We start from the raw sequence: 14,889 nt of genomic DNA on the forward strand, positions 1-14,889 counted from the left end.
CAAGACTTATCTTATCATGATCTTAAATAGATTCAACTTCATTATTTACCTGTTAGCTAGATAATATTCATATATTCCTATATTTTTCACCAACATACTTCTCTTTTCTTGTATTGATACGCTAGGACAAGTATCCTTATATATGTTTACTATATATGTATATTAATCCTTTTTTCTAGACTTTCTGTATATTTTAATCCTCATTAATGTTATAATACTAATAATAGATATTAGTTAATTATTAGTATTAATTTTCTTTAGGAGGATGATAATAATGAATGATACATTACAATTAAAAAAAGCTCCAAACTTTTCTTTAATGGGTAGTGATAGCAATACTCACTCAATTGGTGACTTCTTAGGCAAAAATATAGTATTATACTTTTATCCAAAAGATAATACCCAAGGTTGTACAAATGAAGCTATAAACTTTAGAGATAGCAAAGAAATATTAGATGAATTAGATACAGTAATTATTGGAATTAGTAAAGACAGTGTTAAATCTCATGAAAGGTTTATTGAGAAGCAAGAACTTAACTTTCTTTTGTTAGCTGATGAAGATAAATCTGTTTGTCAATTATATGATGTTATAAAAGAAAAGAATATGTATGGTAAAAAGACTATTGGAATAGAAAGAAGTACTTTCATAATAAATAAAGATGGCTACATAGTTAAAGATTTTAGAAAAGTTAAAGTTCCAGGTCATGTAGATGCAGTAGTTAACTTCATTAAAGAAAATTTAGTATAGGTATATCATTTAAAACATATTCTTAACAAAACATCTAACTATTTATATATAATTAAAATGAGCAACCCTTTCACTTACAATAAAAGTGTTGCTCATTTTTAATTTAAACATATATTTTAATCTTCATTTCTCTCACGCTTCTTTTTTAATAACTCACCTGTGTTAAGCCCCCTATTTTGATTTTTGGATTTATCCCTATTAAGTCTATCTTTATATATGCTTATAAGCTTTATATTAATTTTTTCCTGTTTTATATCTAGCTTTTTTTCTTCTAGGTCTGTTTTTATAATTTCTTTTTTAAATATATTTTTTTCTTCTTTATTTTTCTTAGTTAAACTACCTATCTTTTTTGCTTTTATAGTATTATTTTCTTCTTTGTATTGTTCTATTTTAATTGCATATATCTTTTCTTTAATGTTATAAAAGAGCTTCTTATTTATATACCTCTTTAAACCTAATCTTCTATAAGTTATATCAAATAAAAATAATAACATAGCTGTTATTAATAATAAATTAGTTATGTTTCTTTTAGTATGGCCCTTATTGCTCTTTATCTCATATATATCCTCTACAGAATTTATAATTTTTCCTTCAGTATCTTCTACTAAAGCTAATAAACTATTAGATTGTTCTTGAAATTTATATTCGGGAGAATATTGATATGCAAACCCGCCTAATTGACTAGCTATAATCTTACCTTGTAACTCTTCAGTAATGTTAAAACTATAGAATCCCAATTCACTCATAGGTACATTTCCTTCATATTTACCAGGTGATACTTGTTTTAATTCAAATTCTGACGTAGTGTTTCCTTCAAAGGTATACGCTCCTTTAACCTTCTTATTATCCTCATGATTGTTAGTCTCATATTGTACTTTTGCAATACTTCCTTCCTGTGTAATACTTAAATTTCCACTACTATCATAATCAATCATTGTCCATGATATTATATTACTAAAAAGTTGTGGTATTTTTTCAAATGCTAATAAATCTTTACTCCATTGTCCATTTACATCTGAGGTAAATGCTACTACTCTACCAATACCATATTGCCATGCTGCTAAAACTGGTTCATCCATATGAGAAGTCATTATCTCTATAGCTGTATTTTTTATAGAAGTACCTACATAACCAAAAAGATGTGGAAATTTCCCTTCATCTATAACATTATTCAAAATATCATGATGAGCAGATACTTTAGGAGTAAATTCTTCATTTATTAGGTATTCCCCAGTAGATATTAATATTTCATTTGCAAATATTCTTGGTACATCTGTATATATATCACTATGATAGTACCTCCCCCCAGCATTATTACTAAGCCATTCTAACAATTGATTATTACTATCAGTACCTATAGACACTGTAGATAAAGTCATTTTATCCTTCTTAATATCATTTATTAAAGCTTTATATTCATTTTCTCCCATACCATCTTGTCCATCTGTTAATAGTATTATATGCTTTATTTTTGCACTACTTTCTTTTTGCTTGTTATAAGCTTCATTTAGCGCTGAATATATAGACGTTCCACCTTCAGCTATAATACCATTAATTTTATCAGAAACCGTATCTTTGTTAGATAGCTTTTGCATAGGTACTGCCCAGCTATATTCTGTATTAAAAGTTACTACACCTATATTATCAGTTTCTCTTAAATTATCTAGGGATCTAATTGCAGCCTCTTTTGCTAAACTAATTTTACTAAAACTTCCTTGATCTGAAGACAGCATACTAGAAGATCTATCTAATACCAACGTTAAAGATATCTCCGGAATTTCATTTTTACCTTTCTTATCAGAGCTAACAGGAAGTATCTCTTCAAAAACCGAATTCTTATATCCCCCTAAAGCATAAGAATTATCTCCCCCTGTAGTTATAACTGCACCACCATAATCTTTCACATAACTTTCCACATTATCTAAAAAACCCTTAGGTAAATCATCTACATGGGTATTACAAAGAAATATTCCCTTATATTCTATAAGTTCATTTATAGATCTAGGTGCAGTACTCGGATTTATCATAGTATAACTACTACCTATAGTCTTTAGATTTTCTTCAAGTCCCTTTCCTTCACCAATTTTTCCTTGTATTACTAAAATCTCTGGTTTTGAAACTATATTAGTATATGTTGTATATTCATTATTATATGAAATTCCATCATTTTCTGGATCTATAACTACTTTATATGGTTTAAACCCACCTTTATGTTGAATATCTTTAAATAAAAATGTATTATCGCCCTTTTCTATATCAATCTCTTTTTCACTTTTTTTTTCTCTTCCTGAATATACTGATACCTTTGATTTTGTCTTAATATTAGATTTAATATTTACAGTTACAGAAAATTCTTCTCCTATAGCTACTTTATCAAGTATATCTATATCTTCTATATATACATCTTCTACTTGTTCACTATCTACTTTATATACTTGAAAATCAATTTTATTATCTTTAAAATAAGTAGACGTTTCTAATATATCACCTTGATTTTCTTTTCCATCTGTAATTAAAACTAATCTCTTATAGTCACTATCTTTAAACATACTTAAAGAAAATTTTATTGCTTCTTCTATATTAGTAGTATTACCAATTGGAGAAGTTTGAATATCATTAAAGCTTTTAGAGTATGTAAGGAACTGTTCTATTTCTTGATTTTCACCAAAAGTAACTATTCCTATTTTATTATTTGATGGTGAATCTTCTATAGCACTTTTTACAAAGTCCTTTATTTCACCTTTATAATTACTCATACTATGAGATAAATCCAATAAAAGTATCGTTGATGAATCCTTTGTCTTAATACTTATACTTATGTTACACATAGCAAGTATAAGTATTGTTATAATAATAAACCTATTTATATTAATAAAACTAATACCTTTATCTTTAAATTTAATCTTTTTAGATATCAAGTACATTACCATGAAAATTAGTGGTATTAAAAATAACAAATATACTTTTTCAATTTCAAAGTTCACTCCAGTCCCCCCTTTCTAATGATTATATAGCTATAAAAAATTAATTTTTAATATATACTTTAATATCCCTTTTTATACAAAACCCATTCCACAATAATTAAAAGCATAATTAAACTTATTATATAAGGTGTTATATTTAACATACCTTTAATGCTACCCTTGTTATTTGATCTAGCTTCTATATCTTCTATAGTATCCTCCATTATATTTCCTTCCTCAATAGATGGAAAATTAATAGAGAATATTTCATTAAAACTATGATTATTATCTTCTATAGCATAAACTCCAAGCTCTAAATTTTCCTTTAATATACTATCATTCTCTATAGTATGCACTCTTCCACTGGGAGTAGTTAAAATTAATTCATCATATGCAAAGCTTCCATTTATTTTTATATCCTCTCCACCAATATAATTACTATTAACTATATTTCTATCTATAAGCTCTTCACATATATAATCAATAAGCATAGGAAACTCTGATTTAAGTGGTAAATCAGTATCATGAAAATCAAAATTTACTACAGCAACTTTCTGATTATTATGTTTCCCGAGAAATAATACAGATTTATCTCCTATATTTATTAAAGACTTTGCCCATGACGGCATTTCAGTCTTCTTTATTTTAGATGCTATAAAAGTCATATTCTGAAGGTATTTAGGTATATCTTCACTAACTACCACAGCTTCTCCACCAGCTTGTTCACCTAATACACCAAATAAATTATTTTCTGTTGGATTAACTATTAAAATATTACCATCCTGAGGCATATATTCACCTAACATGCCATCAAAAATATATAAATTATATCTATCTTTTTCAGATATATTACTTATATCATTAGTTTTTATTACATCTGCCTTACTAACTACAGACAAAGCTTTCTCCAAAAAAACATTTTTATTACTTACAAGCAATACTTTTTTATCATCATTATTCTTCATTACATGATAAAATGTATTATCTTCTAATATGGCATCCTTTCCTGATATTTCACCTTTTAAGTAATCTATATCAGTATCTTCTATATTAAAATTAAGTGTAATCTCTTCTCCTTTTTTTAATTCTATGGAAGTAGCTTCTAGTAATTCCTTTTCCCCATAAAGATAAAAATCTCCACTATAATCATCATTTCCTCTATTTGTTATGGTTGATATTATTGATACCTTTCCATCTTCTATTTTATGAGCAATATTATCTATAGATATATTAGATTTGTTTTTATCTAAATAAACTATTCTTCCATTTATATCTCCTATGTCTAATTCTTCATCAGTTATAAATAACACCTCATAATTTTTTAGCTCTTTAGTCATTGATTCAATTAATTTTATAGAACCCTTTAAATCCCCTGGACTAAAACTTTTAGTTATGCTGTCAATTTTATCTTTAACTAAGTCCTTATTTTCTGATGCTGTAACTAATACCTCCACATCCTTATTTGCTGTAATAATAGATATCTTTGTGCCATTTGTAGCAGATTCTATATATTCTTTAGCTATAGCTTTTCCTCTACTTATACAGGTTTCCTCCTTATTTATACCTAACATACTAGCTGAGTTGTCTATTACTATTATTAAATCAGTATATTCCTTACCAAAAAATCTTATAAATGGATTCATAAGAGCTAATATAATTAATAATGCAATCAATATTTGGAGGAATAACATAATATTTTTCTTTAATTTTTCAAAAGGACTATTAACTTCTAGTGTTTTATATATTTCTTGCCAAAATATTAACGATGATACTGAGAGATCCTCAGATTTTTCCTTTAAAATATATAATAAAATTAAAAAGGGTATGGTTACTAAAAAAAATAATGGCCATATATTCAAAAAGCTCATAAATTTCCTCCTTACCCTAAAAGTTTATGATTAAATAAATCTGTTAAAATTATTTTTTCTATATCCTCTTCCGAATTTACCTTTATAAAAGTTCCACCATACTTTTTAACTATGTTTTTTAACATATTCTCATGTTCTTTTATCCTAGATTTATATAATTTTAATATCTTTGGTGTTATTGATACTTTAGCTTCCTCCTTAGTTTCCATATCTATAATATTCTTAGTTCCCATAATCTCAGGATCTCTTTCTTCTTTGCATAATATTTGTATAAATACAACCTGTTGTTTTTTATAAGTAAGATACTTCACTATTTCTTCTATTTCTTCTTCTCCATTAGAAATTAAAAAATCCGATATTAGAATAGACATACCTATATTAGTAAATCTATTTTTTAATATAGGTGATTTCAGGTTTGTTTTACCACTAAACTCTAAGCTTTCTAAGCCATCTATAATCTTTATAAAAGATTCTTTTCCTCTTGACCTGTTAAATAGTTCAGTTCCCTCTTCCTTTAACACACCAACTCTTACCCTGTCAAGATTATTAATAGCAATATAACTTAAGGATGCTGCTATTTTTAAGGCCATGTTCCCTTTATTAAATTCTCCAAAATCCATAGATTTGCTACAATCTATAAATATACTAAAGTTACCTTCTCTTTCTTCCATAAAAAGTTTTACAAATAATTTTTCAAATCTTCCATAAGCATTCCAATCTACCCTTCTAAAATCGTCCCCATGAACATACTCTCTAAAATCTGAGAACTCTACTGAAGTTCCTCTAGCTTTAGATTTCCGCCCTCCTTGAGTTCCTTTGGATAACTTAAGATTTAATTTTATACTAATATTATTTAGTTTTTTAAAAAATTCTTTATCAAATTTCCTGTTCATTTTATATAACCTTCAAACTTTTAATAACTTCTTTAATAACCATATCAGTAGTTATACCTTCTGATACTGCTTCAAAATTAAGGAATATTCTATGTCTCAACACTGCATATGCAATATTATTTATATCTTCAAAGGCCACATTTAGTCTACCCTTTAAAATAGCTTCCACCTTAGAACCATTAAAAAGACCTTGAGCTCCCCTTGGACTTGCTCCTACTTCTACATACTTTTTTACAAAATCATTAGAATATTCACTTTCAGGATGAGTTGCTAATATGAGTTTTAGCGCGTATTCTTTAACTGCCTCTGCCATAGGTACTTCTCTTACAATAGACCTCATAGCCAATATATCTTCACTTGTGAGTATCCCTTCCAAATTTACATTGTTATTAGTAACAGTAATATCCATAATGTCCTTTAACTCATTTAAGGATGGAAAATCGACTTTTAACTTAAATAAAAATCTATCCATCTGAGCTTCTGGAAGGGGATAAGTTCCCTCCATCTCTATTGGATTTTGTGTAGCTAAAACCATAAATGGGCTAGGTAAATTATATGTGGTTCTTCCTACGGTAACAGTTTTTTCTTGCATGGCTTCTAAAAGAGCTGATTGAGTCTTCGGAGTAGCTCTATTGATTTCATCTGCTAAAACTAAATTGGCAAATATAGGGCCTTGTTCAAATTTAAATTTAGTTTCTTCTTTATCTTTAACAATAAGGTTTGTTCCAACTACATCAGCCGGCATAAGATCCGGTGTAAATTGAATTCTAGAAAAACTTAGCTTTAGAACCTTTGAAATAGTTTTAACTAGTTGAGTTTTCCCAAGTCCTGGTACTCCTTCTAGAAGTATATTTCCTCCACATAAAATTCCTATTAAAACCTTTCTTATTACATCCTTTTGACCTATGATACCCTTAGATATTTCGACTTCACACTTATTTATTTTTTCTACAGTGTCTTCTATTAATTGCTTATTTATCTCCATTTTACACCCCATACTTATTTTAATTCTTCAAAGTATTTTTTTATTAAATCTTGCAGCGATTTTGGTATTGATTTATTTTTAAGTCCTATTATCTCACTATTAGAATATTCATGAATAATTTTTTCATAGTCTATAGAATCTCCAGCTATGTTTACTCCATTCTCTGTAGTTATACTTTGAGAATTTCCGCCTTCTGATATATTTCCTTTTAAATTATCATCAGTACCTGTACCTCTATTTGGAAGAAATACTTTTTCACCACTGTTAAGCTTTCCTTCTCCATTTTCTTTATTTCCAGTATCCCATCCACTTCCATTTCCTGAACCACTACCATTTCCACTTCCATTACCTGTGCCATTGCCGTTACCATTCCCTTGGCCATTTGTTCCATTTCCACTTTGATTACTTTGTGGTCCAGTACCTTTATTGCTATCTCCATTATCATCATTGATGGAATCCTTATTTAAACTTATCAAAGCATTTTGTAACTTACTAAGATCTATATTCCCACTACTAATGGATGCTGCTGTAGAGGATAATGCACCTTTTAAATTTTCATCTGCTATATTAGCAGATATATTCTCAAGATTATTTGAAATTTCTTCTTTATCTTCATCTTTCAAATTCTTTAAATCTTTCCCTAATTTATCTAAAGCTTCTTTAATTTTATCTTCATCCTGAGAATTTATAGCTTCACTAAGCTCTTTCATTTTGTCAACTTTAGATAACTCCTTAGCTATTTTATTTAAAATAGCTAATTTTTCACTTGTCTGTTCTTTGTTTATATTTATTTTTTTCAAAATATTCTGTATTTTATTTTTACTATCCACACTATCTAAATTTTTCTCTATATTATCTAATTTTTTCTCCAGCTTATTTAAAGCTTTTTCTGTATCTATTTTACTTTTACTCTTCTTTATTTCATCTATAGACTTATCTAATTCCTTTACTATATCTAACTTATCATCCTCTAATAACTCCTCACTACCCTTAGTCTCCTTTTTCTCATCCTTTATTTTTTCCATTACTTCTTTATTAAACTTCTTAATCTTTCTAATCTCCCTAGCTTGATTTTTAGCAGTAGTCGGAATACATAAAATTATAATCAAAACTGTTAAAATAGTTGTTAACCTATATAAAATTTTTCTTTTTATGTGAAACGGAGTAATTTTTGAAATCTTAATTTCTCTTATTACCTCTATGGTATCTTCCTTCTGTGCATTTGATATGTTGTCATCCTTATTTATTAATTCTAATGAAGTAATTAATCTCTCATTAAGACCCTTAGAATCTAGCTTAAGAGCTACCTTTTTATTATCTGGTCTAAGCTTATACAAATATATAAATATATAAATACTCATAGATATAGTAAATATAATAAAGCATATTTCAAATAAATTATATATGGGTATAAATAACCCTAATACACTTGCAATAGAGGAAATACTTAATGCCACTATTAGTGACACTAGTAAATTCTCTATAAATACATTTAGTCTTATTCTTTTTCCACCCTTATTTATAAACTTTGTAATTTGTTTATCTATATTGTTCATCTTCTCACCTTAATAATTGATTTTCTTACTGGATTTAATCTCCATGCTGAAAGTAATATTAGCAATAATGTTACTATTCCTTGATTTATTAAAGATATAACAAATATTTTATTTAAATTCATATAGTTTATTAAATCAGGAGCAAAGTATAAAATTCCATTCTGTTTAATTAGAATATATATAAACTCAATAGTTGGATTAATATATAACCAAAATGGTAGATTTATTGTAAATGTTGATATTGTATTATTAGATAATGCATCATAATAATCTCTACTAATCACAACAAAACCTATTATAATAGTTCCAATTACAATAAATAAAACTGTTAATATACTTGCCACCGTTGAAGATTTTGAACTCTTAAATATAGTAGACATAAATATCCCTATAGATCCCACATATATAGTTGTACTTATAAAAAATACTGTTAATATAATTAATTCTTTAAAACTAGTACCTCCAACTAAGAAGTTTATAGCATATATTGGCATAGTACTAATAATTAATAAGGCAACTTTAGTTACAGTTGACATTAATTTTCCTAAAACTATTTTCATAGGCGACAGATTAGTTGAAAGTAAAATATCTAATGTCTGCCTTTCTCTTTCTCCTGTGATTGATGTAGCTGTAAGCACTGGTACAATAAACATCAATAACACCGCTTGCCCACAAGCTAAAGCAAAACTTAGTATTGTAAATTTGCTTAAATTTATTCCCATACCATATTTATCACTATTTATAATAAAATAAGCCCACATAGCTACTATTGAAAGTATCCCTACATATAACATAACCATTAAATTAAATCTGAAGGTTCTAACTCCTACCTTGCTTTCATTCTTCAATATAGGATTAATTTTCATAATTCTTTCCCCCTACTTCGATTCCTTTTCAGTAATCTTTATGAATACATCCTCTAAATTTTCACTTGCTTGAGTAAAAGAAACAATAGGTATATCCTTTAATACCAAAGCCTTAATAGTATTAGATATTTCTATTTCTCCTCCATTGAAAAATACTGTAAATTCTTTTGAATTTTCCTTTATATTTGTTATATATGGAAGTTCACTAAGTATAACCTTTGATTCCTTAACTTTATCTCTTACTACTATTTTTAATGGATTAGTACTACTCATTCTGCTTAGTAAGTTATTTATACCACCGGAGTATATCAAATTACCTTCTTCTATAATTCCAACTGATGTACAAATTTCATTCATTTCAGAGAGTATGTGAGAACTTATGATAACCGTCTTATCCATGTCGTTAAGATTTTTCAAAATACCCTTCATCTCAAATCTAGATCTAGGATCCATTCCTGAAGCTGGTTCGTCAAGAATTAACAGCTCTGGATTATGAACTAAACTTCTTGCAAGGCAAAGTCTTTGTTTCATCCCTCTAGATAATCCGTCTACATAGGCATCTTTTTTTTCTTCTAAGTTAACTAATTCTAGTAAATCCATTATCAAATCTTTTGATTCTTTTCCTATAATTCCATAAATAGATGCATAAAACTCCATATACTCTATAACTTTTAGGTTCTCATAAGACCCAAAGAAATCAGGCATATATCCGATTTTTTCTTTTAACTTTTTATTATCCTTTAAAGCATCTATCCCATCTACATATATTTCTCCACCATCAGCAGGTAATAGTCCAGCAATGATTTTCATAGTTGTACTTTTTCCTGCTCCATTAGGACCAATAAATCCAAATATATCCCCTTTTTTTAGATGCATATCTAATCCATTAACTGCTTTATATTTACCATAAAACTTTTCAAGATTTATTATAGTTAACACCTACTTCACCTTACCCTTCACAGAAATATCTGGAATCCTAGTCCACTCTTCATTATTGCCATGAATTTTAATTTTAATATTTCCATCTAAGATGTAGTCTTCTATGTTAGTTAAGCTTAACTCATCATCAAAATTTAATACTTCATAATCCTTAATCTTGCAATTGTAAATTTTATATTCACCCTTCATTTTGGAACTACCTTGAGAGTAATTCTTTTGAAAATTAATACTTTGTATAATTACATCTTCTTCTTGTAATTGATAACTAAGTATTAATTCTAAATTCCCACTTATTGTTCTTTCATTAGGGTCATAATTTCCATCTACATTACTTTGTTCCATTATATATGGTACAAAATAACCATATGGATATTCTATAGTACCATCTTCTGACTTATAACTTATATTTATATCATTAATGAATATAGTATCATTTTTATTCAAAGGAGCTTTACCATTTACTTTTAAATCATATTCTACTTCCTTTTCTGTAACCGCAATTAGTTTAGAAGTATTTTTATTATTATCATACATAGAGCTATTATATAAATAGTCCAACAACTCACAAGTTCTTAACTCATACTTTTTATTATCTTTATTTTTATTACCATTATTATAATTATCATCTCTAATTTTATTAGTTATTTCCCACATATTTAATGCTGAAGTAAATTTATCACTATCCTCTACAGATATCTTTTCACTATTGGCTAAACTTCCTAAATCCCATATTTTATATGGAGTCATAACTACTAACTTTTTAATATCACACCCTAAGTTATTAGTAATATATCCCGTTAGCTTGCCACTAGAAAATTTCAACTCCTGCTCCAATGGTTCAAAGGTAGTATTAAAATTGCTAACCTGAAAAAATTCCGGACTAAACGAAGATACTTCACCAAAATTATAGTATGTCTTATCCCCTTCTTTTATCATATTTAATCTCATAATTGCATTTTCATTGCTATTATAATTATTATTATATCTATAATAGTCATTGGTATTTTCTATGAGATTTAGATTTATATCTTCTGGTTCTTCTATTACTACTTTTCTACTTTTAGCTGTTAACACCCCTAGATAACTCTCAATCTTTGTCTGTCCATCTAAATCTACTGATACAATATTTATTTTATTAGCTATAATGTCTTGAACCCTTGAATTACTGCCTATAAAATATATAAGAACTGTAAACCCAATAGATATTATGGGTATTAATAGCCATACATAATCTCTTTTATTTAGCCTCTTCAATACAATATATATTAGTACGCCTATAATTAATATATATATTATAAAAAGTATTATCATAAGCTGAAAAGATGGCAATCCTATATCCTTAACTGTACTTAATAATGAATTTAAATTCCAAAACCCTTCACGACTATTATTAATTCTACTATCAAAATCTGATGTTATTTCTCCCCATATTAAATTGTTTTTACTTAATTTTGAAATCTTTTCTGTAGATAGATCCCATGGAAATACAATAACCTGTCCATTTTTCTTAATAACTTTGCTTATAAAATTATTATCCTCAAATAAGCTCATAGAATCTTCAATATTCATTTTCACTGCTAATATATTTACATTACTTTCTCCAATACTCATATCCCGTGATATAGCTTCAGAAAATGTACCATTTATAATTTTATTGTTAATACCACCTATAACCTTTTTATAGTTTTCTCCCGTACCAACTACTAAAATTCCTCCATTAGATATCCATTGATTTAAATTAGTTATATTATCCTGTGTTAATTTTAACGTATCATAATTATTTATAATTATCATATCAATAACATCTAAAGACTTAGAATTTTTCTCTATAACTTCTTCTGATATACTAACTGGAATTAACTTTTTATTCCCCATATCAGGATTATTATTCATATTGACATTAATATTAGATATATAATTTAAACCATTAAAATCATCAGTCAATATACCTACTAATATATCTCCATCATTTAATTTTCCTTTATTAACATTGATTGTTTCTTCATGTATAACTTCATTATTATTTGTAATTAACCTTACTTTAAACTTATTCACAATATTTATGTTGTACCACAAGCTCTTAGTTGTATTTTCAGCAATATTTATACTTTCAGTATTTAAATCATATTTATTTGTATCTGGAACCAATGTTTCAATTTGTATCTTCCCTTGAAACTCCACCCCATTGTTAGTAACCACTAAATTGATAGGAGTTTTACTATTAACTTTATATCTTCCATCTACCCCATAAGAAGCTTTTAAATTTATGTTATATTTATTATCTATTGCACTTGCTATATTGAAATTTAAAATATTATATATAAAAATTATACTTAATATAGTCAGTATGAACCTGGATTTTATTAATTTGTTTTTTAAAATCATTAATTTACCCCCTAATTAATCTAAAAACATCTATTATTTATTTCTAATCTATAAATATATTTGGTTTAAATTGAATATATTTATTTATATTTATTTATATTTATTTATATTTATTTATTTTTATTTACTACATCTTTAATTTTAACATAGTTTAATTAGTAAATTTATTACAAATACATTACAATTTATTTATATAATACTTACAATTTATTTACGAAATAATTTTCTAAAAATCTATATAAAATATATATTTATAAAAAAAATGTAGATAAGTTTTATTTGTATAACCTATCTACATTTATATTTATATTTATTTTTTTTGTAATTCTTCTTCAGCTTTTTTCTCTTCATTTTCATTGTTTTCTAATTTATCAATTTCATTCTTAATTTTATCCTTCATCCTATTAGCATTTTTATTTATATTTCCTATCTCATTGGATATCTTAGATTCTATATTCAATATACCTCTACTTAAGCTAGTTAATTTTTTATTATTATACGAATTAGAATTTTCATTAGGCTTAATATATCCCGATTCAACTTTTAATCTATTTTTTATATCTTTTAATCTATTTATGTATTCAGTAGAATGACTTATTTCTATTAGTTCATTCAAACTAGCAGATATTATAACTCCATCCTTTACTTCATCCTCATTTACTTTATTCTTTTCTGCTTCTACTTTTTTTGCTTCAAGTTCCTCTTTTTTCTTGTCTATTTCTTTTTGCTTCTCATTCATTAATAATTGTTGTATTTGAGCCTCTACCTCTTGAATTTTACTATTTATTTCTTCCATTTTATACTTTTTTTCTTCTGGACTCATCTGTTTTTCTCTTAAAGCTTCCTTTTGGTGCAGCAATTCTTGCTTTATCTTTTCAAAATTATTAAGTAGCTCATTTTGATTATTTTTATTATTGAATTTTAAACTTTTACTTTCTTTGTTCTCTTTATCCACCTTAATATTTTTAAACAATGCACTTGTTTTGTTAATATTATTATTTTGTGATATATTTATTCCTATTGCATTTATTTTCATTTTCCTTATCCCCCTTATTTATTTATAATGGTATTTAAAATTTCTTCTTCTTTATCCATATAATCTCTTATTTCTGGATTATTTAATAACTTTTCTCTTACAACTTCAGTTATTATTCTATTCTCATTCATTAAATCAATTAGACTTTCGGCCACTATAATATCTTCTTCTGGCTCATTATCTTTGTCTACTTTTTTTATATTATCTTTAGTTGGTTGCTTTTTAAATTTATTTAATTGCTCCTTAAAATTTTTATTCTTGTTATTATTTAAATCATCATTAATTCTATTTGATTTATTAAGCTTTTTAACTTTTCTATTTTCATAAATTGTAAGTTTTTCAGTATCAAGATATGTTCTGTCTACCATAATACTCTCACCCCTATCAAACTCCATTACTTAATTATCGTATTCTTATATTTTATATTAATAGAGTAATTATCCAAAATACTAAAACAAATAAAATTTAATTGATTTATACTATAGCTTATATTAGTTATAAAAACCCAATAAAAAAAGAACCTAGATTATAAAATCTAGATTCTTGGTGGCTCGAGCAGGAATCGAACCAGCGACACGAGGATTTTCAGTCCTCTGCTCTACCGACTGAGCTATCGAGCCACGTTAAAAACCTGGCAACAACCTACCCTC

At 26.7% G+C, this 14,889-nt stretch carries 11 protein-coding genes and 1 tRNA gene; 1 reads left to right on the plus strand and 11 read right to left on the minus strand.

The window, feature by feature from the left end; translation table 11 throughout:
- Positions 1–274 precede the first annotated feature (274 nt).
- Positions 275–748 (plus strand): thioredoxin-dependent thiol peroxidase, encoded by a 474-nt coding sequence (gene bcp / locus B2671_RS00805; RefSeq protein WP_346868700.1) that lies wholly within the window; start codon positions 275–277, stop codon positions 746–748.
- Positions 749–864: 116 nt separating this feature from the next.
- On the opposite strand, the gene B2671_RS00810 is transcribed toward bcp, so the two are convergent.
- The 11 genes from B2671_RS00810 to B2671_RS00860 all read right to left on the minus strand — a co-directional run bounded on the left by B2671_RS00810 (position 865) and on the right by B2671_RS00860 (position 14,859).
- Positions 865–3,732 carry a VWA domain-containing protein gene (locus B2671_RS00810; protein WP_346868701.1) on the minus strand — a complete coding sequence of 956 codons (2,868 nt, stop codon included), beginning with the start codon at positions 3,730–3,732 and terminating at the stop codon, positions 865–867.
- 59 nt (positions 3,733–3,791) lie between these two features.
- Positions 3,792–5,579 (minus strand): VWA domain-containing protein, encoded by a 1,788-nt coding sequence (locus tag B2671_RS00815; protein ID WP_346868702.1) that lies wholly within the window; start codon positions 5,577–5,579, stop codon positions 3,792–3,794.
- A gap of 11 nt (positions 5,580–5,590) precedes the next feature.
- Complete coding sequence (locus B2671_RS00820) at positions 5,591–6,472, minus strand: DUF58 domain-containing protein (protein WP_346868703.1); 882 nt, start codon at positions 6,470–6,472, stop codon at positions 5,591–5,593.
- Between the two features lies 1 nt (position 6,473).
- Positions 6,474–7,457 (minus strand): MoxR family ATPase, encoded by a 984-nt coding sequence (locus tag B2671_RS00825; RefSeq protein WP_346868704.1) that lies wholly within the window; start codon positions 7,455–7,457, stop codon positions 6,474–6,476.
- Between the two features lie 14 nt (positions 7,458–7,471).
- Entirely contained in the window at positions 7,472–9,013 is a 1,542-nt protein-coding gene (locus B2671_RS00830) for a hypothetical protein (protein WP_346868705.1), read from the minus strand.
- A complete protein-coding gene (locus B2671_RS00835) occupies positions 9,010–9,879 on the minus strand; it encodes an ABC transporter permease (RefSeq protein WP_346868706.1) in 870 nt (289 codons plus the stop codon). Before B2671_RS00835 ends, B2671_RS00830 begins: the two co-directional genes overlap by 4 nt.
- Positions 9,880–9,891: 12 nt before the next feature.
- A complete protein-coding gene (locus tag B2671_RS00840) occupies positions 9,892–10,818 on the minus strand; it encodes an ABC transporter ATP-binding protein (RefSeq protein ID WP_346868707.1) in 927 nt (308 codons plus the stop codon).
- Positions 10,819–13,203 (minus strand): hypothetical protein, encoded by a 2,385-nt coding sequence (locus B2671_RS00845; RefSeq protein WP_346868708.1) that lies wholly within the window; start codon positions 13,201–13,203, stop codon positions 10,819–10,821.
- Between the two features lie 310 nt (positions 13,204–13,513).
- Positions 13,514–14,239, minus strand: a complete 726-nt coding sequence (locus B2671_RS00850) for a viral A-type inclusion protein (protein ID WP_346868709.1) — start codon at positions 14,237–14,239, stop codon at positions 13,514–13,516.
- A gap of 14 nt (positions 14,240–14,253) precedes the next feature.
- Entirely contained in the window at positions 14,254–14,607 is a 354-nt protein-coding gene (locus tag B2671_RS00855; protein ID WP_346868710.1) for a hypothetical protein, read from the minus strand.
- 176 nt (positions 14,608–14,783) lie between these two features.
- Positions 14,784–14,859 (minus strand) — tRNA-Phe (locus B2671_RS00860).
- Positions 14,860–14,889 lie beyond the last annotated feature (30 nt).

The sequence above is a fragment of the Clostridium sp. UBA5119 genome, assembly GCF_002414285.1.
In the GTDB taxonomy this organism is placed as follows: domain Bacteria; phylum Bacillota; class Clostridia; order Clostridiales; family Clostridiaceae; genus Clostridium_J; species Clostridium_J sulfidigenes.

Excerpts from the sequence above, each read along its gene's own strand:
- bcp (WP_346868700.1), top strand. The coding sequence starts at position 275 with ATGAATGATACATTACAATTAAAAAAAGCTCCAAACTTTTCTTTAATG.
- B2671_RS00815 (WP_346868702.1), bottom strand. The coding sequence starts at position 5,579 with ATGAGCTTTTTGAATATATGGCCATTATTTTTTTTAGTAACCATACCC.
- B2671_RS00820 (WP_346868703.1), bottom strand. The coding sequence starts at position 6,472 with ATGAACAGGAAATTTGATAAAGAATTTTTTAAAAAACTAAATAATATT.
- B2671_RS00825 (WP_346868704.1), bottom strand. The coding sequence starts at position 7,457 with ATGGAGATAAATAAGCAATTAATAGAAGACACTGTAGAAAAAATAAAT.
- B2671_RS00830 (WP_346868705.1), bottom strand. The coding sequence starts at position 9,013 with ATGAACAATATAGATAAACAAATTACAAAGTTTATAAATAAGGGTGGA.
- B2671_RS00835 (WP_346868706.1), bottom strand. The coding sequence starts at position 9,879 with ATGAAAATTAATCCTATATTGAAGAATGAAAGCAAGGTAGGAGTTAGA.
- B2671_RS00845 (WP_346868708.1), bottom strand. The coding sequence starts at position 13,203 with ATGATTTTAAAAAACAAATTAATAAAATCCAGGTTCATACTGACTATA.
- B2671_RS00850 (WP_346868709.1), bottom strand. The coding sequence starts at position 14,239 with ATGAAAATAAATGCAATAGGAATAAATATATCACAAAATAATAATATT.
- B2671_RS00855 (WP_346868710.1), bottom strand. The coding sequence starts at position 14,607 with ATGGTAGACAGAACATATCTTGATACTGAAAAACTTACAATTTATGAA.